Source organism: Rickettsia massiliae MTU5, from assembly GCF_000016625.1.
Taxonomy (GTDB): Bacteria; Pseudomonadota; Alphaproteobacteria; order Rickettsiales; family Rickettsiaceae; genus Rickettsia; species Rickettsia rickettsii.
In genome coordinates, this window is sequence record NC_009900.1 from 80337 (window position 1) to 105351 (window position 25015).

A 25015-nucleotide genomic window follows, 5' to 3' on the forward strand; every position below is an offset into this window, starting at 1 on the left:
TTAATGCTAAAATATGACGTAATAGTTATAGGCGGTGGACATGCAGGCGTAGAAGCGGCCGCCGCTTCTGCACGTCTTGGAGTTCCTACTCTCTTAATTACGTTAAAACCGGAAAATTTAGGCGAAATGTCTTGCAATCCAGCAATCGGTGGAATTGCAAAAGGCACATTAGTTAAAGAAATCGATGCACTTGATGGGTTAATGGGTTATGTTATAGACCAAGCCGGTATACATTATAAAATGCTGAATGAGACTAGAGGACCAGCCGTTTGGGGACCTAGAGCTCAAGCTGATCGAAAGCTTTATAAAAAAGCGATGTATCAAATATTAACAAATTATCCTAATCTAGATATATTATATGGAAAAGTGGAAGATATAGAAATTAAATCTTCTAAAATTGAAGCGGTTATTTTAAATAACGGTAGCAAAATTCTTTGTCAAAAAATTATATTAACTACAGGTACTTTCCTATCAGGGCTTATTCATATTGGACAAAAAAAAATTCCTGCTGGTAGAGTAGATGAAGAGCCTTCGTATGGATTATCAAATACATTAAAACAAATAGGTTTTAAACTGGCTCGTTTAAAAACAGGTACACCGCCTCGAATTGATGGACGTACTATTGATTATAGTAAAACAATTTTACAACCCGGCGATAAAATTCCTCGTCCTTTTTCTGAATTAACAAATATTGTTAATGTTTCTCAGATAAATTGTTTTATCACAAAAACAACCTCAGAAACTCATGATATTATACGTGAGAATCTTGATAAATCCGCAATGTATTCAGGGCAAATAGAAGGAATAGGACCGCGATATTGTCCTTCTATTGAAGATAAAATAGTCAGATTTAGTACAAAATCAGAACATCGTATATTTTTAGAACCTGAAGGGTTAGATGATTATACGATTTATCCAAACGGTATTTCTACTTCTTTGCCTGAAGATGTGCAACATAAATTAATCAAAACAATACCAGGATTAGAAAATGTAAAGGTTTTACGTCCAGGTTATGCTATAGAATATGATTATGTTGATCCACGTGAAATAAGTGTTACGCTAGAGACAAAAAAAATAGCTGGATTGTATTTTGCCGGGCAAATTAACGGTACTACAGGATATGAGGAAGCCGCAGGGCAAGGTATAATAGCCGGTATAAATGCTGCTTTAGCAGTAAAAGATCAAGCACCGTTTATGTTAACAAGAGCAAACAGTTATATTGGAGTAATGATTGACGATTTAACAACATTTGGTACTATAGAACCTTATCGTATGTTTACTTCTCGCTCAGAATATAGATTATCTTTAAGAGCAGATAACTCTGATTTACGTTTAACAGAATTAGGGATGAACATTGGAGTCGTATCAGAAAAACGTAAAAAAATATTCACAAAAAAATGTGAAGATATAGAAAAAATAAAATCATTATTAAATACCTTGTCTTTAACTACTAGTAAACTTGCTAAAATGGGTATACAGGTTGCACAGGATGGTACATATAAAACAGTATTAGACTTATTTAAAATACCTAATTTTAATGTTGAACAAGCTATTAAAATTTTTCCTATGCTTAAAGAAACACAAAATAATAACATTTTGCAATTACTCTATATTGAAGCAAAATATGCTTCATATTTAACTAGACAACACGCAGATATTAATTTATTTCAAAGTGAAGAGGCGCAGTTAATACCTAAAAATATTGACTATTTTAAAATACCAAGTATATCATTAGAGATACAGGAAAAACTTTCTTCCCATAAACCTACTACTATTGGTGTAGCACGTCGAATTCCAGGGATTACACCTGCAGCAATTACGGCTATTATAATTTATTTAAAAACTAAATATAGTGATGGAAGTTCCACGTGAAATAATTGAAAAGTTAGAAATTTTTCAAAAGTTAGTTAAAAAATGGAATAAATCAATCAATCTTGTATCGGATAATACTATACATAATTTTTGGCAACGTCATATATTAGACTCATTACAATTAATACAATATATTGATAATAAAGAAATACATTTGGTTGATATAGGAAGCGGTTCCGGTTTGCCTGGTATAGTATTATCTATAGCGGGGGTAGCACAAGTAAGTTTAATAGAAGCTGATTTACGTAAATGTATATTTTTAGAAAAAGCATCAAAGATATCAAATAATAACATACAAATAATCAATCAAAGAATAGAAAAAATAGAAATAGATTGTAGTATATTAACTTGTAGAGCTTTCTCTAACTTAAATACAATATTTAATTGCATAAAAAATATTTCAGTACGAGAAAAATTTTTGTTATTAAAAGGAAAAAATTATTTAACTGAAATAGTAGAAGCTAAAGAGAGATGGTTATTTGGTTATTTAATACATCAAAGTATTACTTGTGAAGAAGGGAAAATTCTAGAAGTTAGTAATTTAACAAAAATGATATGAAAGTAATTGCTATTGTTAATCAAAAAGGAGGGGTAGCAAAAACTACAACTACTGTAAATTTAGCTACAGCTTTTGCTGCTGTAAATAAAAAAATTTTAGTTATAGATCTTGATCCTCAAGGGAATAGTAGTACCGGTTTTGGAATTAGTCAGCAACAACGCAAAAATACTATATACCAAGTATTAACAAATTTAATAGAATTGAAAGATGCAATAATTTCTACAGATATACCAAATTTAGAAATAATTACTTCAAACACTAATCTATCTGCGGCTGAATTAGACTTAACAAAATTAAAGGACCGAGAATATATTTTAATGAAGCTATTGGAAGAAATAAAAATATTATATGATTATATAATTATTGATTGCCCTCCTTCATTAAATTTATTAACGGTAAACGCTTTAGTTGCAAGCGATGAAGTACTGATTCCAATGCAATGTGATTTTTATTCTTTAGAAGGATTGAGTCATTTGTTAAAAACAATTGAAATTGTAGAGAAAAAATTAAATCCTAAGATAAAGATTGCAGGTATATTATTTACAATGTATGATAAACGTAATCGTTTAACTGAACAAGTAGAAGATGATGTTAGAAAATGCTTAGGAGCATTAGTATTTAAAACCGTTATTCCAAGAAATATTAAACTATCTGAAGCTCCTTCATATGGAAAACCGGCTATTATATATGATTATAAATGTTCGGGAGCAGTGGCATATATAGAACTTACAAAAGAAATCTTAGAAAGATATGGCGAAAAATAAAGGATTAGGAAGAGGATTATCTTCATTACTTGGAGAAGAAGTTATTTCTATAGAATCAGAAGTAGTACAAATAATAAATATTGATAAAATAAGACCAAATGAGAATCAGCCTAGAAAAAACTTTGAATATGATAAAATAAAAGAATTAGCAGATTCTATATTGAATAATGGTTTATTACAGCCTATTATTGTTGATAATAATTTCCAAATTATAGCAGGAGAGCGACGCTGGCGTGCATGTAAATTAGCAAAAGTTTTAGAGATACCGGTAATTATAAAAAATTTAGATGCTAGAGAGAGTATGGAAATAGCATTAATTGAGAACATACAAAGAACTGATTTAACAGTGATGGAAGAAGCTCGTGGCTTTAAATATTTAATAGAAAATTTTAATTATACGGCAGAAAAATTAGCTGAAAGGCTTGGTAAAAGTCGTAGTCATATAGCTAATTTATTAAGGCTTAATAATTTGCCGCAGTCTATTCAAGATAAAGTAAATGAAAATATACTAAGTATGGGGCAAGCTCGGTGTTTAATAAATCATGAACATGCAGAAGTAATAGCCGATCATATTATAAATAATGATTTAAATGTACGTCAAACAGAAGAACTAGTAAGACAATGGTATAAAAAAAATGAGTATACAAAATCCCCTAACAATAATAACAAAATAGGAAAGCGTTTTTTAAAGGACAACGCTACGGATAATGATCTAGAATTATTAGTAAAAGCTTTATCAGAAAAATTTGGTATAAAAATAACAATAGAAAATTATCCATTAGGCGGAAAATTAATATTTCATTATAAAGATTTGGAAGAATTAGACTTGATATTATTAAAATTAAATTAAAATGCATATGGAAAAATTATCAATAAGCTTGAACGAAAAATTATAAGTATAAAAGTATACACAATCCTCAAGCTGCTAAAATTAAAGTATATATACAGCATTTTATTTCTTAAGATCAATATCTAAACGAGAAAAACAATGATAGAAATTACAATGTCTGATTTTGAATTATATGATCATAGAGCAATAAATTCATACAATACAGTAGTAAATATATATATATATCGGAGTAAAATAATAATATAAGGAAATAAGTAATTTATGTCATATCAATATGTTTATGAAATGGTTGGTTTAAGCAAAATTATAAATGGTAAACGAATTTTAAAAGAAACAAATTTATCATTTTTACCAAAAGCTAAAATCGGTATAATAGGTCCAAATGGAGCAGGCAAATCGACTTTATTAAAAATAATGGCAGGTATTGATAAAGAGTTTGAAGGTAAAGCAACAGCTAAAATTGGTATAAAAGTAGGATATTTACCTCAAGAACCGTATCTGGATGCTAGTAAAAATGTTTTTAATAATATCATAGAAGGTCTTCATGAAAAGAAAAAACTTATTGATGAATTTAATTATATAAGTAACAAATTTGCTGCTGAAATCACTGATAAAGAAATGCAAAAGCTTCTTGATAAACAAGCAGAATTGCAAGAAAAAATAGACAATTGTGATGGATGGAATCTAGAACGTGAAATAGAGGTCGCAATGTTTGCTTTACGTTGCCCACCAAAAGAAGCAGATATTACAAAAATTTCCGGTGGAGAAAAAAGAAGAGTGGCTTTATGTAAATTGCTTTTAGAGAAACCTGATATGTTGTTACTTGATGAACCTACAAATCATTTGGATGCAGAATCAGTTGCTTGGCTTGAGGATTATTTAAAGCATTATGAAGGTACTGTAATATTAATTACCCATGATCGTTATTTTTTAGATAATGTTACAGAATGGATATTAGAAATAGATCGTGGAAATTGTATACCGTGGGAATCAAATTATAGTTCTTGGCTTGAGCAGAAGCAAAAAAAAATAGCTTTAGAAAGTAAAGAAGACGATGATAGAAAAAAACAATTGAATCGTGAACTTGAATGGATTCGTCAAACTCCAAAAGCTAGACAATCAAAAAATAAAGCACGTATTACAGCATATCAAGAGTTATTAAATAAACAACAAGAACAAAAAACCGATCCTACTCAAATAATTATACCTAACGGACCTCGTTTAGGTGATCTTGTTATTGAAGCAGAACATATAGCTAAAAAATTTAATAATAAAATATTATTATCAGATTTTAGTTTTAAAGTTCCACGTGGAGCTATTGTAGGAATTATTGGACCGAATGGAGCAGGTAAGTCTACTTTGTTTAATATTATTACAGGTAAAATAATGCCAGATAGTGGTTCTATTAAAATTGGTCAAACGGTAAAATTAGGTTATGTCGATCAATCACGGGATCATTTAGATGATAATAAGACTATATGGGAAGAAATTTCAGAAGGTCTAGATGAATTACAACTTGGTAATAGAATAATTAAAAGTAGAGCTTATTGTGCAGCTTTTAATTTTAAAGGCGGTGATCAACAAAAAAAAGTTGGACAACTTTCAGGTGGAGAACGTAACAGAGTACATTTGGCAAAATTATTAAAAGAAGGAGCAAATGTTATATTATTAGATGAGCCGTCTAATGATTTAGATATTGATACGTTAAGAGCACTTGAAGATGCTATTTTAGATTTTGCAGGTTGTGTATTAGTGATTAGTCATGATAGGTGGTTTTTAGATAGAATAACCACTCATATTATATCATATGATAAAGAAAATAATGCTACATGGTTTGAAGGAAATTATCAAGATTATCATGAATATATGCTAAGTATTAACGGGGAAAGTATTTTAAATCCAAAATATAAACATAAGAAATTAATATAAATATGTCTTTAACGCAAATATTATTAATTTTGTTTGTAGGAATATTGGTAACAAAACCGCATGATATTTTTATAATTATTAAAGAATTAAAAAAAATAAAAGCGTATTTAATTAATATTAAGTCGTCTATTGTACAAAATATAGATGAACCGTTAGAAACAGAGCAGGTAAATTTTTATTTAAAAAAAATTATTAACCTAGAAGGTTATTATCATGGTAGTTATGATTTAACGACAATAAAAGAAAAATATTATACACTAATAATTAATAATGACTTAATAGAAAATGAATCAGTACCTGATATAACAGAGAAACACTAATCCGTGCCTCGCTCAATTAATTAAATCTAAGAATTATGCAGAAAGTAGTAAAACTTAACAATATCAAAATAGGAAATGATTTACCGTTTGTTCTAATTACAGGGCCTTGTCAGATTGAAGGAAAAGATCATGCGTTGTTTATGGCAGAAAAACTTGTTAAATTAACTAGCAAGCTTGAGATTCCATTTATTTATAAATCTTCTTTTGATAAAGCTAATAGAACTTCCGTACATGGGATTAGAGGACTTGGTATTGAGAAAGGTTTAGAAATTTTATCAAAAGTAAAATCTGAATTCGATTGCCCTATTGTTACTGATGTTCATTCAGAGAGTCAATGTACCGAAACAGCCGAAGTAGCAGATATTTTACAAATTCCGGCATTTTTATGTAGACAAACCGACTTGCTTCAAGCTGCAGCAAAAACAGGTAAAATAGTAAAAGTAAAAAAAGGACAGTTTCTAGCTCCGTGGGATATGAAAAATGTGCAAACAAAACTAGAAGCTTTTGGAGTAAAGGATATATTATTTACAGAGCGAGGAGCATGTTTTGGCTATAATAACTTGGTATCTGATATGCGTAGTCTTGCAATAATGGCAGAGTTAAATGTACCTGTAGTTTTTGATGCCACACATTCCGTTCAGCAGCCGGGCGGGCTAGGAAGTAGTACCGGCGGAGAAAGAAAATATGTAGAGTTACTTGCAAAGGCAGCAACTTCTGTAGGTATTGCCGGTATGTATATGGAAGTACATCAAGACCCCGATAACGCTCCAAGCGACGGTCCATGTATGATGAAGTTGGATAATCTAGAGTCCATTCTTATCAAACTAAAAAAATATGATAAAATTACAAAAGAAAAATAACTTCAAATTTTACCTTTCAAAATATATATAAAAATATCCCCTATTAATTCAATTTTAAAATAGAAGTAATAATTTTTTACAATGTAAAAAATAGAACTTTCTTATCATTAGAATTTCACCAATTCGCCTTTAAATCTTTGTTGTAAATTTACTTATTTAGAATTTTTTAAATAGTATTAATATTTATTTATTCAACTTATAGATCATAAATGATTTTTTGACGGAGTATTTTAATAATATTTTGGAACAAAAAAACACTCCAAACTTAACTGTTCTTGAAGAAAGGATATATTAACTATCAAGTAACCGATAATGTAGAATCTAATAAAGAACAAAAAAAATATTATAAAGAAGCATTAGAATGGCTTAATAAACTTACGGGATCGCAAGCTGAGCATATTGTTATATCTATAAATGCAATAAAAGCCAATGCTCATTATTATTTAGGTATGATCTATGAAAATAGTAAATCGGAATTAGATTGGTTTAGAGCAATAAGAGAATATATTAATACTCTGGAAATTGATAAAGATTTTAACTTTCTCTATGGCCATGATACAATTCCGTACATTTTTAGCAATATTTGTAAAAAAATAGGTGGATTGTTTTTAAATTTAGGGAGGATTCTATAAGGACGAAAATAAAAGCGAAATAGTAATTAAATTGCTTCTTGAAGCAATAAAATATTTCAAGGTAAGTTTAAGTATAGACCCGATAGAAGAGTGTAGTTTTATTCTTAGAGAAATTTTTAACATACCTAAGAATAAAAAAGAAGTAGAGAATTATCTATCTTTAAAAAAAGATCTTTATATCTTTAGGGGAATTTTTATTTAAATTTAATACCGCTAGCTGCTTTTGAATATTTAAAGGCTGCAAGTATAGCTAGCTCTCAGGTATTGTTAAAAGTGCATAAAGTTTATAGTACGAAGATGGAGGAAAATACTACTTTTATACGCTCAATACTTGACAAAGGTAAGATGGAAGATCTGAGTATAGTTACTAAAGAGGCTGACAGAACAAAATTTTTAAGTGATACACAGACTATAATAAATGATTTTGTTTCACTGCCGGAGCCGTAAGCCAAGGAGTAGCCAGAAGTACAACAAAATCAAAATGAGCAATTGACTAATGATCAACAAGAAGTAAACAAACAAAATGATACGCAGCCTCAAAAACAAGAAGAAGCTTTAATGCAGCCGCAGCAAAAGCATCCACAACAACCGCCGCCAACGAAAAGTACCCCGCTTTACACTATAGAAAATATACAAGAATCGGATTACTGGTATAGTGAAGATGATATAAAAAATATATTAGAAGCAAATATAGACAAAAATAAATTCTCTATAGTACCCTATGTTGATTTAACAAGCCCTGAACAAGTAAGAGATGCACTTAGAGGGAGTGCATGAGGATTTGAAGAACAAAGGTAAAGTTGTACTTATGCCGATTAATACAGGACATGGGCATTGGGTAAGTATGATGATTAGTAAAGATAATGATACAAATAAGATAATATTTACTTATAATGATCCTTTGGGCAGATCGTTAAATGGTCGTCCTGACTTAGTAAAACTTATTACCGAGGTTTGCTCTGATGAAATAATGGATTTAAAAACTCAACAACAAGAAGAAGGAAATACTTCGGACTGGTTGGTATGCGATGATTTAATAAGACAATCTCAAGGCCTTAAAATTCTCTCCACGGAGCAATGTAAAGGACAAGGACTAAATTTAAGAAAATCTCAAGCTGAAACATTAAAACAAAGTTTAATAGCTCAACAAGTCCAAGAACAACATGTTTATATTAACATAGATAGTAATGCTTCAGATAACGAAGAAGATAAAGATAATAACGTTAATAGTAATGAAGTAGAGCGTCCTCCTTATGATAATAATGACGAAGTTGAGGTAGGTGGAGCAACTATGCAACTTGATGATTAACATTAAAAGTTTGACGTTGCGATGTCATTGCTGCTGTTGCAGGAATGACATCGGCATTCTAATAACAATGCCCACTCGCAATACTTGCATTTACACCGAGAAAGAATTACCGCAGCCGCATTTTGCTTTAGCTTGCGGATTACTAACATCGAAATATGAACTGCCTAGCTCTTCTATAAAATCAAGAGTGCAATCTAGCATAAATTTTTGAGAGATAGGATCAATAATAATTGTAGCATTATGTTTAGTAGTGACATAATCATCTTGCTCTATATTATCTTTTGAGACTAGTTCGTAATTATACATAAGTCCTGAGCAACCGCCGCTATCAACCGAAACTCGCAGTACTAAATTCTTATCTTTTTCTAGCTTTACTAACTCGCAAACCCGTTCAAAAGCTCTATCCGTAATTGTTATCGTCACTTAAAATTACCTTGTAAAAGTCTCATAAATTATATAGTATATCTTGATATTTTTCAAGTTGGCTTTGTTGTGTGGATACCAAATCGGCATTGTGAGCAGCCGTAAGCTGCGTGGCAATCTCATGAAATAATAACAAACTCCTAAAGTTATTAAATAAAATTCCGGTTCAGAATGATTGCTTCGTCAATTGCTATGCAATTTTCTCGCAATGACGAAAAGTTAGAACCACACAACAACGTCTTTCAAAATAAAGGATAACGATGCTTGCTTCATACGCTTCTGATCCTCTTAAAAGTAGGGGAAGATTATATAAGGAAATCCCGACCTCTTATAGAAACGAGTTTGAACGTGATCGTGATCGCATTATACATACTAATGCATTTAGGCGTTTGCAATATAAAACTCAAGTTTTTATTAATCACGAGGGAGATCATTACAGAAATAGGCTAACTCATTCTCTAGAGGTTTCGACTGTTGCACGTTCGGTCGCTAATACTTTAAATTTATCAAATGATTTAGCTGAGACAATAGCACTTGCTCATGATCTTGGGCATACGCCTTTCGGTCATGCGGGAGAGCGGGCTTTAAATGAATGTATGAGAGAATATAACGGCTTTTCTCATAATGCTCAATCTTTAAAGATACTAACATTACTTGAAAAAAGATATGCGGCTTATAATGGAGTAAATTTAACATGGGAAGTTTTAGAAGGAATAGTAAAACATAACGGTCCTATACTAGGAGAGATAAATGAATATATAGCAGAGTATAATAAGCAAAATGATTTAGAACTTAGTACCTATGCATCAGCAGAGGCTCAAATAGCAGCTCTTGCCGATGATATTAGCTATATTTCGCATGATTTGGAAGATAGTATCGGTGCTAAAATTATCGATTTTGATAGTCTTGCTGAACTTAAATATATTGATCAACATGTTTTTGAACTCAAGTCAAAATTTAAAAATATTAGTTCCTCATGTCTGATTTATGAGGTAGTACGTAAGCTAATACAGGAGTTAATTACCGATTTATTATGGCAAACAAAAGAAAATTTAAATAAAGAAAAAATTACTAACATAGATGAGATACGTAACTTGAATTATCAGATAGTGGATTTTACGGAAAAAACTAGTGAAAATATTAAGGAAACTAAGAAGTTTCTTCATGAGCGAGTTTATAAAAGTAATAAAATTACGGCCATCAGCCTTAAATGTACTAAAATCGTACAAGGTCTGTTTAAGGTTTATATGGATGATATTAATTTATTGCCGGTTAATTGGAAAATGCTAATAGACTCTAATGAAACATATAGTAAAGCTAGAGTTGTTGCTGATTATATAGCAGGGATGACTGACCGTTTTGCCATTCAGGAATATAATCAGCTCTGCTCGACTTCCTACATAACTTGCTTCTAAGGGTAATTTGTGCGTCGCTCCGGTACTCGCATCCTCACGTACTAAAGTGTACGCTGCGGTGCTGCGTTCTGTGTCTCCTACAAATTCCTCCTTATTAACGAGCGTTTGTAAGAATTCTATTCGCTGAATTTTAATAACATTTAATAATTATGAATATATTTAATCAATTGAAACAAGATATAATTGTGGCAAGCAGGCAATTATATAATAATCAAGAAATAGCAAATACTGCTACTATTGAAACACCGAAAGATAGTTTTAACGGTGATTTATCAAGTAATATTGCAATGATTATTGCAGCTAAAGAAAGTATTTCTCCTCGGGAAGTGGCTTTAAAATTTAAAGAAGTCCTTATAACATTACCTTATATTGCAAGTATAGAAATAGCAGGACCGGGCTTTATTAATTTTACTATAAAAGCTGATAGTTGGCAGGCATCAATAAAGGATATTTTACAGCATGAAGAAAAGTTTTTTGAAATTGATATAGATAAAAGCAGAAATATTAACATCGAGTATGTTTCGGCAAATCCCACCGGTCCAATGCATATAGGGCATGCTAGGGGTGCGGTATATGGTGATGTGCTAGCAAGGATTTTGCAAAAGGTAGGTTACTCCGTTACAAAAGAATATTATGTTAATGATGCAGGCTCACAAATAAATGATTTAGTTAGTACGGTATTATTACGTTATAAAGAGGCTTTAGGTGAGCAAATGACTATCCCTGCCGGGTTATATCCGGGAGAGTATTTAATTCCGCTTGGGCAAATTTTAGCGAAAGAATACGGCAATAAATTATTAACGATGAACGATGCTGAAAGGTTCAAAATAATCAAAAGTTTTGCCGTAGAAAAAATGCTTGATTTAAATAGAAAAGATTTAGCAGATTTAGGGATTAAACATGATATATTTTTCTCTGAGCAATCATTGCATGATAAAGGTGAGATAGAGGCAACAGTTAAACTACTGGAGCGTATGGGGCTCATTTATGAAGGTACGTTACCTGCCCCTAAAGGTAAAATTCACGAAGAGTGGGATAATAGAGTTCAAAAATTATTTAAATCTACTAAGTATGGTGATAGTCAAGATCGTCCTATAGCAAAAGCTGATGGAAGTTGGTCTTATTTTGCTTCTGATCTTGCATATGCTAAGGATAAAATAGAGCGGGGAGCGAATCACTTAATTTATGTACTTGGTGCCGATCATAGTGGATATGTTAAAAGAATTGAGGCAATAGTTAAAGCTTTAGGTAAGGAGCAGGTTAAAGTGGACGTTAAAATCTGTCAATTGGTCAATTTCGTTGAAAACGGTGTGCCGGTTAAAATGTCAAAACGTCTTGGGAGCTTTGCTAGTGTGCAAGACGTAAATCATGAGGTAGGAAAAGATATCATAAGATTTATGATGTTGACTAGACAAAATGATAAGCCACTTGATTTTGATTTGGTAAAAGTGAAAGAACAATCAAGAGAAAATCCTATCTTTTATGTACAATATGCACATGTGAGAACGATATCTATTTTATCAAAAGCTAGAGAATTAATGCCTGAATCTTATAATCACTTTGAAGCAGGTAAGTATGATTTATCTTTATTATCCTCTGAAGAAGAAATTGAGATTATAAAACTTTTGGCTAGCTGGACAAAAACATTAGAAGCAGCTGCAAAATATTTTGAACCGCATCGCATCGCATTTTATTTAATAAATTTAGCCTCAAAAGTTCATTCTATGTGGAATTTCGGTAAAGAAAATAGCGATTATAGATTTGTAATTGAGAGCAATAAAGAATTAACTCTAGCACGCCTTGCTCTTGCAAGTGCCATACGGAAAGTTATAGCTAGCGGTCTCGAAGTGATAGGTGTAGAACCAATGAACAAAATGTAGTGAGGTTTTCATCATCATTGCAAGGAGGTATTGCTCGTGTGGATACCGAGTTGTCATTGCGAGCAGCCTTAGGCTGCGTGGCAATCTCATGAAATAATACTCCTGAGATTGCTTCGTCAAAATTTTCAATTTTTCCTCACAATGACGTTTTTCTATTATCAAATTACTAAATATGATCAATAATATTTTTATTAAAATATTTCTAGTATTTTTAGTATGTATATCCGCTATTTATTTTGGTTATCAATATTATCAGAATAGCAAGCCGGTAATTACTATTTATCCTGATGAGCTGCCTACAAAAATAAAACCGTCTATAATAGAAAATAACCAAATAGCAGCAGTACATAGTACGATATATGAAAATCTTATTGCTAAAGATACAAATATTAAAACCGTAAAATTGCTTCCTGACCCTGAGAAACCTATGCGTATAGATTCTCGTAACCAAAGTCAAAGCGATGAATCTTTTGATGAAATATCTAACCTTATTGCATTAATAGAGCCAAATAATAACTCCAAAAATGAAACGGATTTAAATATAATAAAGCTTGAAAAAGGAAGTAAAGATAAGGTTAGTAATGCTAAAAATTGTAAAAATAATGAAAGTTATAAAGTACAACTAGGTTCGGTAAAATCTGAAGCAGAAGCAATGAAAGAAGGGGAAAGAATAAAAAAGAAATTCCCGAAAATTCTTAAAAATGTTGTTATCACAACCAAAAAAGTTAAATATGATGACGGCAAATTTTTCTATTTAATCTTAGCCGGTGATTATGGTAGTCTTAGTCAAGCTAAAGCGGTTTGTAAGAAATTAGCTTATAATAAGCAGAGTTGTGTGTTGAAGTGATATTTGTATACTCTTATGTCATTCCTGCGAAAGCAGAAATCCAGAAAAAAAGTATAAACACAGCAAATTCTTAAAATTAAAAGCTCGATTTATCTCGCTTTATGATGGATTTCTGCTTTCGCAGGAATGACATAGAGAACCACGCAACAACAACTGCTCGCAATGACGATAAATAAAAACTAAATAACTTATGAAAGAAGCTAAAATAGAAAATATTGACTTTGGTAATGCATTATCAGAGCGTTATCTTGCTTATGCGTTATCAACAATTATGTCACGTTCGCTTCCTGACGTACGTGATGGACTCAAGCCTGTACATCGTAGGTTATTATACGCAATGCTACAGTTAAGGCTTGAGCCGAATTCCGGCTATAAGAAATGTGCAAGGGTGGTCGGTGATGTAATAGGTAAATACCACCCGCACGGTGATGTGGCAGTGTATGATACCTTGGTACGCCTTGCTCAGCATTTTTTGTTGCGTTATCCTTTAATTGATGGGCAGGGTAATTTCGGCTCTATCGACGGTGATAATGCGGCAGCTATGCGTTATACCGAATCACGTATGACGGACATATGTACGTTATTAATGGAGGACATCGATAAAGATACGGTAGATTTTCGCCCTACTTATGATGATGCCGATTTAGAACCGGTAATAATGCCGGCAGGTTTTCCGAATTTACTAGCTAATGGTTCTGAAGGGATAGCAGTCGGTATGGCAACCAATATACCGCCTCATAATTTACATGAGCTTTGTGATGCTCTAATACATTTAATCGACCATCCGAAAGCTGAAATTAACGATATAATGAACTTTATCAAAGGTCCTGATTTTCCGACCGGCGGCATAATTATTGATAAAGCTGAAGTTATTAATGCTGCATATACTACTGGACGCGGTAGTCTTAGAGTGAGAAGCAGATGGGAAAAAGAGGAGCTAAGTTACGGTACATATCAGATCGTCGTAACCGAGATACCTTATCAGGTTCAGAAATCAAAACTTATAGAACAAATAGCAATATTACTAAAGGATAAAAAAATTCCCCTTGTTAGCAATATTAGAGATGAATCAACAGACATTATAAGGTTGGTTATAGAGCCGAGAGATCGGGGATGTGATCCGCAAATAGTTATGGAATCGCTATTCAAGCTAACGAATTTAGAAAGCCGCATTCAGTTAAATATGAATGTGATCGGCAGTAATAACGTGCCGAGAGTAATGAATATTTTGGAGATTTTACAAGAGTTTCTAGATCATAGACAAAATATTGTTACTCGCAGATCAACTTATCTTTTAAACAAAATCAAGCATCGTTTAGAAATTCTAAAAGGGCTTAGGATAGCTTATCTAAATCTTGATGAGATAATTAAAATTATTCGTGAAGAAGATGAGCCAAAAGCGATAATGATGGAGCGGTTTAAACTAACCGAAATACAAGTAGAAGCGATATTCAATACCCGTCTTCGCTCGCTTCGCAAGCTTGAAGAGCAGGAAATTATTAATGAGCATAGTAATTTGCAGAAGCAACAAGCTATATTAGAAGAAATTCTAAATAACCCTAAAGAACTATGGAAAGTAGTTAAAAAAGAAATCAGAACAGTACAAACGAAATTTGGATTAAATACGGTAATAGGAGCAAGGCGTACAAGCTTTGAGGAAGTAACGCTTACGAATCAAGTAGTTGATATAACGGCTTTCATTACTAAAGAGCCGATTACTATTATCTGCTCAAAAATGGGGTGGGTGCGTTCGTTAAAAGGCCATAACACCGATTTATCGACTATCAAATATAAAGAAGGTGATGCAGAAAAATTTATTTTAGAAGCTTACACGACTGATAAAATATTAATAGTTAGTTCAGAAGGCAGATTTTTTACTTTGCTTGCCGATAATATTTCCAAAGGTAAAGGAACAGGGGAATCTATAAAGCTACTTGTGGATATAGGCAATAATGATATTACGAATATTTTAGTCTATAAACCTGATCAGCTTTTATTACTTGCAAGTAGTGTAGGTAAGGGGTTTTTAGTTAATTCAAATGAAGTAATGGCTCAAACAAAAACAGGAAAGCAAATTATGAATGTACCGGATGGTCATGTATGTATAGCTTGTTTACCTGTAAACGGGGATAGTATTGCTTGTATCGGTGAAAGTCGTAAATTACTGGTATTTAATATAGATGAAATACCTGAAATGAAAAAAGGGCAAGGTGTAACGCTGCAAAAATTTAAGAATGCTAAGCTTCTAGATATTAAAATATTCAATAAAGAAGACGGCTTAGGTTGGAATAACAATGGAAAAGTAAAACTTGAGAAAAACATTGTTGCATTTTTAGGCAAAAGAGGTAGTACCGGTAAATTACCTCCTATGGGCTTCCCAAAAAATAATAGATTTTCATCATAATTATAATAAAGATTGAGTATATACAAAAAAATAGCATATTTTATATAGTTTGATACAAGCGAATTATTTATAAATTCGCTTGTACCGTTCTATTATTAAAAGTTTTTATAGGCTTTTAAACTCATCTCACCTATTTAAATTAATAGATGTTACTATCTCCTACTTCCTATAACATCAACCTGATCATCCTGATAACCTTCCTCTAATTGATAATATGTAAAATCTTCATTATTATTACCGAAAAGGTTATAAACACCAGTTAATAGCGTTACTATCTTTGAAAAATTGAATTATAGTAGAACAATCCTCTCTAATTGTATCTATTAAAGGTTTTTCAATAGTGGCAGCCATAAGTGCTCTGGTACCTTTATTGCATCAAATTTGCTTATAACGTGGTTGGGGCTTGAAATTTTTTTTAAGGTAAAATCTATACTCATTAAATGAGGGATTGCAGTAATATATTTATCTATAATGTTACTTGTTTCCATCATGTTTTTAAATACATTTAATATAGGGGAGAAAAGATTTTCATTGTCCCCTGATGCTGGTTTTCGATGTTCTGAGTACATCTATCTTTATCTTTAGAGAATTATCCTGTTTCATATTAAAAAACTTCAATGCTGCCTCAAAATCCCCGTCTTTTGTATAGATTTTCTGAATATTTAAAGCATGTAATATTGTAAATATTTTTTTAAGTTGGAACTAGAAACAAAATTATATGCATCTTTAAATAATAATTTAGAAGCGGTTGGCATATATCTTGTAACTGCTTTTAATCCATTTACAAAGAAATATCCTGAGCTTGTAAATTGAGCATGATTCATAGTGTTACTCCTGTTTTAAAATAATAAAAATCATATATCACATGATTACCATATATTATGGTTGTATCACAATATATGGTAATCAGAGAAAATCAATATCTAAAAATAAAAAAAGTAAAATATATAATTTTATTTAATCAAAAGGCAGTATAGCATAAATTTTTCAAGGTTCGCCGGTACTTGAAGTACAAAAGCTAAGCATAATTTGACAAGAATTAGAGAGCTGTAAGCTAATAGAATGGTTTAAAGATTGAACAGAAGAGAAAACAAGATTATTACAACGACGGAACTATAAAGTTTATTGATAGTTCAATTAAAAAAATGGAATAATCAAGGCTTAGAGCAATCTTATACCTTGATTATAATAGTGATGGCAATTTATTTGTAAATAATTAAAACTTAAGTTTTGTACCTATAAGACCAACAGTACCTCGTATTGTTTTACTAGGTGCTTCAGGGTAATATACAGGTTTACCTTTAGCTTGGAAATGAGAAATTTCAGCATATGGTAATAAACCAGGCATGATCTTATATTCAGTAGCGAGGCTTACAGCATCAACGGTGTTTTTATATCTTGAAGTTTTAAGATATTCAAGACTTGTTTTTATAGGCCCTTGTCCATAAGCAACTGCTCCATTGTAATAATAGGTATCACGACCGACTTTATAATATTCCTTAGCGGTTAAGCTTTTACCTAAATTACCGTAAGAAGCACCACAAGAAAAATTACCGTAAGTAAATACAGCTCCAAGATTATATGCTTTTAAATTAGAAAGCTTATAGGTATTAAGTACTTGAATTGTAGTTCTGTCCATTTTAGCATGAATAAGACGACGAGCAGGTTTACCGTATTCTCCGGTGATAGATAATTTTAAGTCTGCATCTTCGCTAATTTCATGTTCATAAGTTAAGCCGGCAGAAAAAGCATCCCTAATATTCTGATTAATAGTCATGGTTTCGTTATTCTCTAATTTAACTGTCTTTATTCCGGTTTTAGAAACACTAACTCCGTTTCGGCCTGAGCTTTCAAGTGTTAGATTATTTATATCTCTATTACCGCCTGTATTAGCAGTATCGGGAGTATAAGAAACTCCGGCTTGGAAGCCTTTTATTTTAGGCGTGAAAAAATTCAATCTTCTAGCTTTCTCAGCTTTATCATTGATTTGATCAAAAGAATTAGAGTATGACTCAAGATAAAAGCTAGCACTAGTATCAAAATCCGATTTTAAACCGTTATATCGCATATATTGACCGTCAAGTAGAGCATATCTATACCATCCTCCGGTACCTGCAGTTACTTGACTACCGGTAATACGCAACTTAGTGCTTGCGTCAGCAGGAGAGCCGAGTTCTACTTTACCGTAACTAGTTTCAATAAAGATATGTGATCCATTATAACTTGTAGAGGTTTTTGCTCTTGTAGTAGGCTGAAGCACTATTTTAGCACCTGCTATTACATCATTGATAGTTTTAGCAATAGTGGCCGCAAACGCTGCTTCCGTGTAAAACCCTAGCTTTTTCCTGTTATCAGTTACATTTTTATCAAATAAAATTAAATGATTCTGTTTAATATAACCGCTTTCAAATAAATAGAATCCTTCTAATTTTATTTCAGTATCAGAATTAGAAATAATAGGTGTTGGATTTTCTTCGGCAAGACCAGCCGATGCAAGGCAAATAATACTTGCAGCTAATAATAATTTTTTCACTTTAATAAAGCTCCTATAAACTTAAATAATAAGATTTACTATAAATTTTTAGTATTAATAAATATAAATCAACTACGCTAGAATATAATAATACTTTTCAGAATTAACAATAAAAAACTATTTTAATTTGTAATAATTTTAAGTATATAAATGTTGTATTATTATCACTATCATTATTCAAGTAGTCTCAGACTTATAGTTTTAAAGAAAAATTTTGTATTGTAAATAATTATGAGTTATAATCATTAGTTTATTAATTAAATCAAGTTTTGATTATGGCTATAATGTCAGATAAGTGGATAAAAGAAGCTGTTATAAATCAAAGTATGATAAGGCCCTTTGCGGAAAAGCAGGTAAGAGTGCATAATAAAGAAAAGATTATTTCTTACGGCTTATCTTCTTACGGCTATGATGCTAGAGTATCTAATGAATTTAAAATATTCACCAATATAAATTCTACTACGGTTGATCCAAAAAATTTCAGTGAATATAATTTAGTTGATAGAGAAGTAGATGTGTGTATTATTCCACCTAATAGCTTTGCCCTTGGCAGAACTATAGAATATTTTAAAATACCGCGTGATGTATTAGTTATTTGTGTCGGCAAGTCCACTTATGCAAGATGCGGTATAATAGTAAATGTGACTCCGTTAGAACCGGAGTGGGAAGGACATGTAACTTTAGAGTTTTCTAATACTACTCCATTACCTGCTAAAATATATGCAAATGAAGGAGCTTGTCAGTTTTTATTTTTAAAGAGTGATCAAATTTGTGATACTTCATATGCCGATCGCCAAGGAAAATATATGAAACAAGTAGGCGTAACTTTACCGCTGACATAACTCTTTTATGTAGAAAATTATATTTAATTTTTAATAAGGATTTTTATGAGTACAATAAATACCGATACTAATGATACAATGCCGCATATTTCTGTTCATGCACAATATATAAAAGATTTATCTCTTGAGAACCCTTCTGCCCCGTCTTCTCTTGCGGCTTTGGATCAACGCCCTCAAATTGATTTATCTCTAGATATAAATGTTACTAATTTATCGGAAGAAAATTTCTATGAAGTAGAGTTAAATATCGAGGCAATTGCAAGAAATGAGAAATATAAATTATTTCAGATAGAATTAAAATATGCTGGAGTATTTAATTTAATTAATATTGATTCTGAACAACATCCGATTTTATTATCCGTTCATTGTCCGGCAATGATATTTCCATTTGCCAGAAAAATTATAGCTAGCTGTACTCAAGATGCAGGATTCCAGCCTTTAATGATTGATCCTATAGATTTTGGTGCCTTATATCATAAGAAAATGTCGGAGCATCAAAACTAAGAAAATCATTTAATTATTTAATAAATTTCGTTTTAAACGCCATGGTTTTTAAATCACAGATAGAGCTTAATAGTAAAAATTTTATCAATTTGATTAAATATTCTTTACTTATGTTATTAATGAATGTATAAAGCACTAGATAAAAAATTATAATTTAGTTAACAATAATTAACTGTAATTAAATTATAGCACAATATAAAAATTGAATTTTATGGAGAAAAATAATGAGAGTTTTGTTAATTGAAGGCGAGCCGGAAATGGCTAACTTAATTGAGCTAACTTTAGCTTCAGAAGGGATAGTTTGCGATAAAGCTTCAGTTGGTGTGGAAGGGTTAAGACTTGGTAAAGTTGGTGGTTATGATTTAGTAATCTTAGACCTTATGTTACCGGATATTAATGGTTTTGAGATATTACTAAGATTGCGTGCTGCAAAAATAAAAACCCCAATCTTAATTTTATCTAGCTTAACGGATACGGATCAAAAGATTACTGGTTTCTCTTCCGGAGCCGATGATTATCTAACCAAGCCGTTTGTAAGAGAGGAATTAATTGCTAGAATTAAAGCTATAGTTAGACGTTCTAAAGGTCATGCAGCATCAGTATTTAGGTTTGATAAGGTTAGCATAAACCTAGATACTAGAAGTGTAGAAGTTGACGGCAAAAAAGTACATTTGACGAACAAAGAATATGCTATTTTAGAGCTATTAATACTCCGAAGAGGAACTATCTTAACTAAAGAAATGTTCTTAAATCACTTATATAGTAGTGTTGATGAACCGGAAATGAAAATTATTGACGTATTTATTTGTAAACTTCGTAAAAAGTTAAGTGATGCTGCTGGCGGTAGAGATTATATCGACACGGTGTGGGGACGTGGTTATATGCTAAAAGAATATGATGAGTTACAACAAAAAGAAATTTTAGCACAAGGAGCATAATTAATGCCTTTATCTACTTCTTTACTTGGTAAAAAAAGTACTTATAAAGATAGTTATGATGTGACTTTATTATTTAAAATTCCACGTATAAATAATCGAAACGAACTTGGAATAAATAGTAATAATCTTCCGTTTTACGGTGTAGATGTTTGGAATACATATGAACTATCTTGTCTTAATAAGAACGGTAAGCCATGGGTTGGAGTAGGCACTTTTTATATACCGACGGATTCTGAAAATATAGTAGAATCAAAATCATTTAAATTATATCTAAATTCTTTTAATAACTTTGTTGTTGAATCAGTAAAAGAACTAGAAAGAATTATCTTGCAGGATCTAAGTAATGTTACACACGCTAAAGTAACAGGACGTATATTTCCTATAAATACAAAAGTAGAATTTGGTGTTCCAAGCGGTAAAAATATCGATGATTTAGATATAGTATGCAATAATTACGGTGCACCCGATAATAGTTTAATTGAGTATGAAGATGTTTTGGTAGAAGAAGAGATTAATTCTAATTTACTCAAATCAAATTGCCTAGTAACCGGTCAACCGGATTGGGGTACAATCGTTATAAAATATAAAGGAAAAAAGTTAAAACATGATTCTTTTCTGAAATATTTAATATCTTTTAGAAATTGTAATGAGTTTGCAGAGCAGTGTGCTGAGCGTATTTTTACAGATATTAAAAACGCTATAAGTCCTGATTTTCTTTCTATTTCTATAGTATATACTAGGCGTGGAGGAATTGACATTTGTCCCTATCGTTCTACCGATAAAAGTTATACTTTACCTAGCGATAAACGATTTATTAGGCAATAATCACTTTTCTAATCCATAAAAAATCCGTTTGTGAGAAAAGTATTGTCAGTGTAGATTGAAAAACACATCCGTTGTCATTCCGTGGCTTGACCACGGAATCTAGCTTAAAATACTAATAATATTAGTATTTTAGATTTTTTTTATGGACCCCGTGGGTCAAGCCATGGGGTGACACAGTGGATTTTACCGGTCCATCCAGCAATGTTCCGACTATACAGGAATGACATAAACGAGCCACGCAATAACGCTGATCAAGGGGCGGGGTAACAATCACAAAATAATTCACGTAAGCAAGCTTTTCGCAGGATAGCAGTTAGTATAATTTTATGATTCTTTTGTAGGATTTTGTGGAGGCTTTAGGCTTTCTACTATTTTATTCAGGTCTATTTGACTACAGATCCCCAGTAATACGGGATCACGAGGATGAATAGAATTCATATTCCAATGGCTACGGGTTCTAATAGCATCTATAGTAATTTTAGTAGTACCTATTAATTTAATTATTTGATGGTCTTGGATGTTCGGATAATTAGACAACAACCAATATATAGCATCCGGTTTATCTTGACGTCTTGCTATAGGAGTGTATTTAGCACGCTGTTTTTTCTGGTTTTTCATCAATTCATCAGCAGGGCTATATGAAATTTGTAAATTAGCATTAGGATCTTTACTGCAACGCTCAATTTCCTCTAAAGTTAACTGACCGTTTGCAATTGGATTTAAACCTTTTATAGATTGTGCTACTTCACCGTCAGCCATACCTTTTATTTCAAATTCATGAATACCGCAAAAATCGGCAATTTGTTTAAAAGTTAAAGAAGTATTTTCAATTAACCACATAGCCGTAGCTTTTGGCAGAAGCGGTAATGTTTTTTGCAAATTCATGATAATTGTTTTTTGGCTTAATTTAAGAAGTTATAACAAATAGAGTTATTTAAGTCAATCTTCATTTAGAAACTTAACTATCTCCTCAACTACTTTCTTAGCATCACCGAATAACATAAAAGTATTATCGCGATAAAATAGCGCATTTTTTATACCTGCATATCCTGATGCCATAGAGCGTTTAATAAACAAAATCGTACGTGCTTTTTCGACATCGAGTACCGGCATACCATAAATTGGACTGTTCGGATCATTTTTAGCAGCAGGATTAGTTACGTCATTTGCCCCAATCACAAGCACTACGTCAGTGGTAGCGAAATCTCGATTAATTTCTTCAAGCTCAAGTACTTTCTCATAATCTATATTAGCTTCTGCAAGTAAAACATTCATATGCCCCGGCATTCTGCCTGCTACCGGATGTACGGCAAAACGTACATTAATATCTGAACGTTCTAATATATCAACCATCTCTTTTATGATATGTTGAGACTGGGCTACTGCCATACCGTAACCGGGAACAATTATCACCGATGATGTATTAAGTAGTAAATGTGCCGCATCTTCAGGGCAGCTTGTTTTTGCTATTTTATCGTCGTCTATATCCTTGTTAATTCCAGTATGTGCAGGCAAAAACGCCTCAAAAATAACCTTAATTAATGAGCGATTCATCGCTTTGCACATTATATAGCTCAGTATAGCTCCGCTACTACCGACTAATGCTCCAGTAATAATAAGTAGGCTATTGCTAAGCGTAAAGCCTATACCTGCTGCCGCAAAACCTGAATAAGAATTTAGCATTGAGACTATAACAGGCGTATCTGCACTGCCTACCGGTATTATTAGTAATACTCCGATTAACAGTGATAAAAAGACTATTAGATTAAATAAAAATATATTCTCTGAACGAATAAACGATATTACTAGAATAACCAATATTATTGCCGTTAATAAGCATATATATTGCTGACCGTAGAATTTTAACGGGCTACTTTTCATTAAGCCTTGTAGTTTTAGAAAAGCTATAATCGAACCGCTAAAAGTTAAAGCACCGATAGAGACGCCTACTGATATTTCTATTAATGCATTAATCGGTAAACTTCCTGCTATTCCTATAGAAAAATTTTCAGGAGCAAGTACTGTAGCATAAGCTACAAATACCGCAGCAAGACCGACAAAAGAGTGAAATCCCGCTACTAATTGAGGCATTGCCGTCATGGAGATTTTAAGTGCGATAATCCCGCCGATTACAGCACCTAATAATATGGTTGCTATAATGGGTAATTTATGAGTAAAATCCGGTAGGAAAAAAGTAACGACGACTGCTATCGCCATCCCCAAAATACCTATGGTACTGCCTAAACGTGATTGTTTCTGTGAGGATAAGAATTTGAGTGATAGAATAAAGCAAACAGCCGCAACTAAGTATAATAACTGGATAATTTGTAGGGACATAGGTGAATGTATGTTTATATTATTAGCTATTTAGTGTCATCCCGCGGCTTGACCGCGGTATCCAAAAAAATAAAAAAACTGGATCCCGCGATCAAGTCGCGGGATGACAAATACGCTTCAAGAACCATGCAACAAGGCTAAAAAGTAAATCCTATACCTATAGAAACTATTAAAGGATTAAGTTTAACTTTAGAGATCACGGTTTTATTACCTACTAAATTCGGTTTATACTCAAGTTTAGGATTTAAGAAAAATTGTCTTACGTCAATATTGATTAAAGTGTCATCTTTAGCATAAAAATCTACACCTATTTGTCCTACGGCACCGTGTCCGTTTCTAATTTTAAGACCGGTAGCTTGCGTAAGCATATAAGAACCGTGATAACCTATACCTATATATGGTCTTATTCCACCGTAAGGAGCTATATGAAATTGTCCGGTAACTGTTGCAGGAATCATATAAATAGGTTTGTTTTTTCCTAGTTTGACATTATCAACGCCATAATTATGAGCAATGGCTGCAAGGTATGTATATTTAGTGCGTAAAACATTAAAGCCAAGTGATAATTCAGTAGCTAAATAATTATTAAAGAATATAGTAGTGGACGCATCACCTCCATAACCGTTTTTTGCAACTTCTCCTACTGAAATAGGTTGAGGAGAGGTAGGAGTAGGTAATCCTTTTTGCTTAGCACTTGAAACAACACCTCCTAGACGCATCTTGAAAACTAAACTGCCTTCGTTTTCGTAATACGGTGTACTATCATAGTCAGGAGCAGAGTCTACATCATCATACATGCTTTTAGCAAAACTATTAATACTTATGCTGGATACAAACAAAATTATCCCTAATTTTTTCACTATTCTTAACATATAATTATAACCTTTACTTGCTTAAAATTGATTACCGTATTATTATATAAAATTTTTGTTTATATATTCATACCATTGTCATAAAAGATAGAATTCTTTT

At 32.0% G+C, this 25015-nt stretch carries 25 protein-coding genes and 1 pseudogene; 19 read left to right on the top strand and 7 right to left on the bottom strand.

What is annotated here, in order from left to right; translation table 11 throughout:
* The first annotated feature begins 3 nt into the window (after positions 1 to 3).
* From mnmG to RMA_RS10460, 11 genes are all read left to right on the top strand, one after another.
* Positions 4 to 1872 carry a tRNA uridine-5-carboxymethylaminomethyl(34) synthesis enzyme MnmG gene (mnmG, locus tag RMA_RS00490; protein ID WP_012152380.1) on the top strand — a complete coding sequence of 623 codons (1869 nt, stop codon included), beginning with the start codon at positions 4 to 6 and terminating at the stop codon, positions 1870 to 1872.
* Positions 1856 to 2431 (top strand): 16S rRNA (guanine(527)-N(7))-methyltransferase RsmG, encoded by a 576-nt coding sequence (gene rsmG / locus RMA_RS00495; protein ID WP_148194434.1) that lies wholly within the window; start codon positions 1856 to 1858, stop codon positions 2429 to 2431. The genes mnmG and rsmG overlap by 17 nt, the downstream gene beginning before the upstream one ends.
* Positions 2428 to 3195, top strand: coding sequence for a ParA family protein (locus RMA_RS00500; protein ID WP_012152382.1), 768 nt, complete (start codon positions 2428 to 2430; stop codon positions 3193 to 3195). The genes rsmG and RMA_RS00500 overlap by 4 nt, the downstream gene beginning before the upstream one ends.
* Positions 3182 to 4045: a ParB/RepB/Spo0J family partition protein gene (locus RMA_RS00505; protein ID WP_012152383.1), complete on the top strand. Its 864-nt coding sequence runs from the start codon at positions 3182 to 3184 to the stop codon at positions 4043 to 4045. The genes RMA_RS00500 and RMA_RS00505 overlap by 14 nt, the downstream gene beginning before the upstream one ends.
* Before the next feature lie 261 nt (positions 4046 to 4306).
* Complete coding sequence (gene ettA, locus RMA_RS00510) at positions 4307 to 5974, top strand: energy-dependent translational throttle protein EttA (RefSeq protein ID WP_012152384.1); 1668 nt, start codon at positions 4307 to 4309, stop codon at positions 5972 to 5974.
* A gap of 2 nt (positions 5975 to 5976) precedes the next feature.
* The gene (locus RMA_RS00515) at positions 5977 to 6294 is read left to right on the top strand and encodes a DUF2672 domain-containing protein (protein WP_014365213.1); all 318 of its coding nucleotides are present in this window, start codon (positions 5977 to 5979) and stop codon (positions 6292 to 6294) included.
* A gap of 35 nt (positions 6295 to 6329) precedes the next feature.
* The gene (kdsA, locus tag RMA_RS00520) at positions 6330 to 7154 is read left to right on the top strand and encodes a 3-deoxy-8-phosphooctulonate synthase (protein ID WP_014365212.1); all 825 of its coding nucleotides are present in this window, start codon (positions 6330 to 6332) and stop codon (positions 7152 to 7154) included.
* A gap of 275 nt (positions 7155 to 7429) precedes the next feature.
* A complete protein-coding gene (locus RMA_RS10455; RefSeq protein ID WP_238375499.1) occupies positions 7430 to 7786 on the top strand; it encodes a hypothetical protein in 357 nt (118 codons plus the stop codon).
* A 264-nt stretch (positions 7787 to 8050) separates the two neighbouring features.
* Positions 8051 to 8233, top strand: coding sequence for a hypothetical protein (locus RMA_RS09720; RefSeq protein ID WP_041404931.1), 183 nt, complete (start codon positions 8051 to 8053; stop codon positions 8231 to 8233).
* Between the two features lie 42 nt (positions 8234 to 8275).
* Positions 8276 to 8563, top strand: a complete 288-nt coding sequence (locus RMA_RS00540) for a hypothetical protein (protein ID WP_049749336.1) — start codon at positions 8276 to 8278, stop codon at positions 8561 to 8563.
* A gap of 4 nt (positions 8564 to 8567) precedes the next feature.
* A complete protein-coding gene (locus RMA_RS10460; RefSeq protein ID WP_238375500.1) occupies positions 8568 to 9095 on the top strand; it encodes a hypothetical protein in 528 nt (175 codons plus the stop codon).
* Positions 9096 to 9185: 90 nt separating this feature from the next.
* Here the strand turns inward: RMA_RS10460 and RMA_RS00550 are convergent, their stop codons facing one another.
* Positions 9186 to 9518, bottom strand: a complete 333-nt coding sequence (locus RMA_RS00550; RefSeq protein ID WP_012152387.1) for an iron-sulfur cluster assembly accessory protein — start codon at positions 9516 to 9518, stop codon at positions 9186 to 9188.
* Positions 9519 to 9778: 260 nt separating this feature from the next.
* Between RMA_RS00550 and RMA_RS00555 the strand changes: the two genes are divergently transcribed.
* Positions 9779 to 10933, top strand: a complete 1155-nt coding sequence (locus RMA_RS00555) for a deoxyguanosinetriphosphate triphosphohydrolase (protein WP_041404472.1) — start codon at positions 9779 to 9781, stop codon at positions 10931 to 10933.
* On the opposite strand, the pseudogene RMA_RS12180 reads toward RMA_RS00555, so the two are convergent.
* Positions 10847 to 11053: pseudogene (locus RMA_RS12180) on the bottom strand (palindromic element RPE1 domain-containing protein); the annotation flags it as partial. The gene RMA_RS00555 and the pseudogene RMA_RS12180 overlap by 87 nt on opposite strands.
* A gap of 29 nt (positions 11054 to 11082) precedes the next feature.
* Between RMA_RS12180 and argS the strand changes: the two are divergent.
* The 3 genes from argS (at position 11083) to parC (ending at position 16064) form a co-directional block, all read left to right on the top strand.
* Positions 11083 to 12813 carry an arginine--tRNA ligase gene (argS, locus tag RMA_RS00560; protein ID WP_041404473.1) on the top strand — a complete coding sequence of 577 codons (1731 nt, stop codon included), beginning with the start codon at positions 11083 to 11085 and terminating at the stop codon, positions 12811 to 12813.
* A 172-nt stretch (positions 12814 to 12985) separates the two neighbouring features.
* Positions 12986 to 13660, top strand: a complete 675-nt coding sequence (locus tag RMA_RS00565; protein WP_014408156.1) for an SPOR domain-containing protein — start codon at positions 12986 to 12988, stop codon at positions 13658 to 13660.
* 190 nt (positions 13661 to 13850) lie between these two features.
* Positions 13851 to 16064 (top strand): DNA topoisomerase IV subunit A, encoded by a 2214-nt coding sequence (gene parC / locus RMA_RS00570; RefSeq protein WP_012152391.1) that lies wholly within the window; start codon positions 13851 to 13853, stop codon positions 16062 to 16064.
* A gap of 662 nt (positions 16065 to 16726) precedes the next feature.
* Here the strand turns inward: parC and RMA_RS09730 are convergent.
* Positions 16727 to 16888 carry a hypothetical protein gene (locus RMA_RS09730; RefSeq protein ID WP_187145893.1) on the bottom strand — a complete coding sequence of 54 codons (162 nt, stop codon included), beginning with the start codon at positions 16886 to 16888 and terminating at the stop codon, positions 16727 to 16729.
* 392 nt (positions 16889 to 17280) lie between these two features.
* The gene (locus tag RMA_RS00580; protein ID WP_041404475.1) at positions 17281 to 18597 is read right to left on the bottom strand and encodes a porin; all 1317 of its coding nucleotides are present in this window, start codon (positions 18595 to 18597) and stop codon (positions 17281 to 17283) included.
* Positions 18598 to 18872: 275 nt separating this feature from the next.
* Between RMA_RS00580 and dcd the strand changes: the two genes are divergently transcribed.
* From dcd to queF, 4 genes are all read left to right on the top strand, one after another.
* Positions 18873 to 19439, top strand: a complete 567-nt coding sequence (dcd, locus tag RMA_RS00585; protein WP_010420471.1) for a dCTP deaminase — start codon at positions 18873 to 18875, stop codon at positions 19437 to 19439.
* Between the two features lie 45 nt (positions 19440 to 19484).
* Complete coding sequence (gene secB / locus RMA_RS00590; protein ID WP_041404476.1) at positions 19485 to 19943, top strand: protein-export chaperone SecB; 459 nt, start codon at positions 19485 to 19487, stop codon at positions 19941 to 19943.
* Between the two features lie 224 nt (positions 19944 to 20167).
* Complete coding sequence (gene ctrA, locus RMA_RS00595) at positions 20168 to 20881, top strand: response regulator transcription factor CtrA (protein ID WP_014365198.1); 714 nt, start codon at positions 20168 to 20170, stop codon at positions 20879 to 20881.
* 3 nt (positions 20882 to 20884) lie between these two features.
* Entirely contained in the window at positions 20885 to 21706 is an 822-nt protein-coding gene (gene queF / locus RMA_RS00600) for an NADPH-dependent 7-cyano-7-deazaguanine reductase QueF (protein WP_012152396.1), read from the top strand.
* Between the two features lie 324 nt (positions 21707 to 22030).
* Here the strand turns inward: queF and RMA_RS00605 are convergent, their stop codons facing one another.
* The 3 genes from RMA_RS00605 to RMA_RS00615 all read right to left on the bottom strand — a co-directional run bounded on the left by RMA_RS00605 (position 22031) and on the right by RMA_RS00615 (position 24915).
* Positions 22031 to 22591, bottom strand: a complete 561-nt coding sequence (locus RMA_RS00605; RefSeq protein ID WP_014365196.1) for a cell cycle transcriptional regulator TrcR — start codon at positions 22589 to 22591, stop codon at positions 22031 to 22033.
* A 54-nt stretch (positions 22592 to 22645) separates the two neighbouring features.
* Positions 22646 to 24043 (bottom strand): NAD(P)(+) transhydrogenase (Re/Si-specific) subunit beta, encoded by a 1398-nt coding sequence (locus RMA_RS00610; protein WP_014365195.1) that lies wholly within the window; start codon positions 24041 to 24043, stop codon positions 22646 to 22648.
* Between the two features lie 137 nt (positions 24044 to 24180).
* Positions 24181 to 24915, bottom strand: a complete 735-nt coding sequence (locus RMA_RS00615; protein ID WP_012152399.1) for an OmpW family outer membrane protein — start codon at positions 24913 to 24915, stop codon at positions 24181 to 24183.
* Positions 24916 to 25015: the final 100 nt, after the last annotated feature.

Excerpts from the sequence above, each read along its gene's own strand:
- mnmG (WP_012152380.1), top strand. The coding sequence starts at position 4 with ATGCTAAAATATGACGTAATAGTTATAGGCGGTGGACATGCAGGCGTA.
- rsmG (WP_148194434.1), top strand. The coding sequence starts at position 1,856 with ATGGAAGTTCCACGTGAAATAATTGAAAAGTTAGAAATTTTTCAAAAG.
- RMA_RS00500 (WP_012152382.1), top strand. The coding sequence starts at position 2,428 with ATGAAAGTAATTGCTATTGTTAATCAAAAAGGAGGGGTAGCAAAAACT.
- RMA_RS00505 (WP_012152383.1), top strand. The coding sequence starts at position 3,182 with ATGGCGAAAAATAAAGGATTAGGAAGAGGATTATCTTCATTACTTGGA.
- ettA (WP_012152384.1), top strand. The coding sequence starts at position 4,307 with ATGTCATATCAATATGTTTATGAAATGGTTGGTTTAAGCAAAATTATA.
- RMA_RS00515 (WP_014365213.1), top strand. The coding sequence starts at position 5,977 with ATGTCTTTAACGCAAATATTATTAATTTTGTTTGTAGGAATATTGGTA.
- kdsA (WP_014365212.1), top strand. The coding sequence starts at position 6,330 with ATGCAGAAAGTAGTAAAACTTAACAATATCAAAATAGGAAATGATTTA.
- RMA_RS00555 (WP_041404472.1), top strand. The coding sequence starts at position 9,779 with ATGCTTGCTTCATACGCTTCTGATCCTCTTAAAAGTAGGGGAAGATTA.
- argS (WP_041404473.1), top strand. The coding sequence starts at position 11,083 with ATGAATATATTTAATCAATTGAAACAAGATATAATTGTGGCAAGCAGG.
- RMA_RS00565 (WP_014408156.1), top strand. The coding sequence starts at position 12,986 with ATGATCAATAATATTTTTATTAAAATATTTCTAGTATTTTTAGTATGT.
- parC (WP_012152391.1), top strand. The coding sequence starts at position 13,851 with ATGAAAGAAGCTAAAATAGAAAATATTGACTTTGGTAATGCATTATCA.
- RMA_RS09730 (WP_187145893.1), bottom strand. The coding sequence starts at position 16,888 with ATGAATCATGCTCAATTTACAAGCTCAGGATATTTCTTTGTAAATGGA.
- dcd (WP_010420471.1), top strand. The coding sequence starts at position 18,873 with ATGGCTATAATGTCAGATAAGTGGATAAAAGAAGCTGTTATAAATCAA.
- secB (WP_041404476.1), top strand. The coding sequence starts at position 19,485 with ATGAGTACAATAAATACCGATACTAATGATACAATGCCGCATATTTCT.
- ctrA (WP_014365198.1), top strand. The coding sequence starts at position 20,168 with ATGAGAGTTTTGTTAATTGAAGGCGAGCCGGAAATGGCTAACTTAATT.
- queF (WP_012152396.1), top strand. The coding sequence starts at position 20,885 with ATGCCTTTATCTACTTCTTTACTTGGTAAAAAAAGTACTTATAAAGAT.
- RMA_RS00605 (WP_014365196.1), bottom strand. The coding sequence starts at position 22,591 with ATGAATTTGCAAAAAACATTACCGCTTCTGCCAAAAGCTACGGCTATG.
- RMA_RS00610 (WP_014365195.1), bottom strand. The coding sequence starts at position 24,043 with ATGTCCCTACAAATTATCCAGTTATTATACTTAGTTGCGGCTGTTTGC.
- RMA_RS00615 (WP_012152399.1), bottom strand. The coding sequence starts at position 24,915 with ATGTTAAGAATAGTGAAAAAATTAGGGATAATTTTGTTTGTATCCAGC.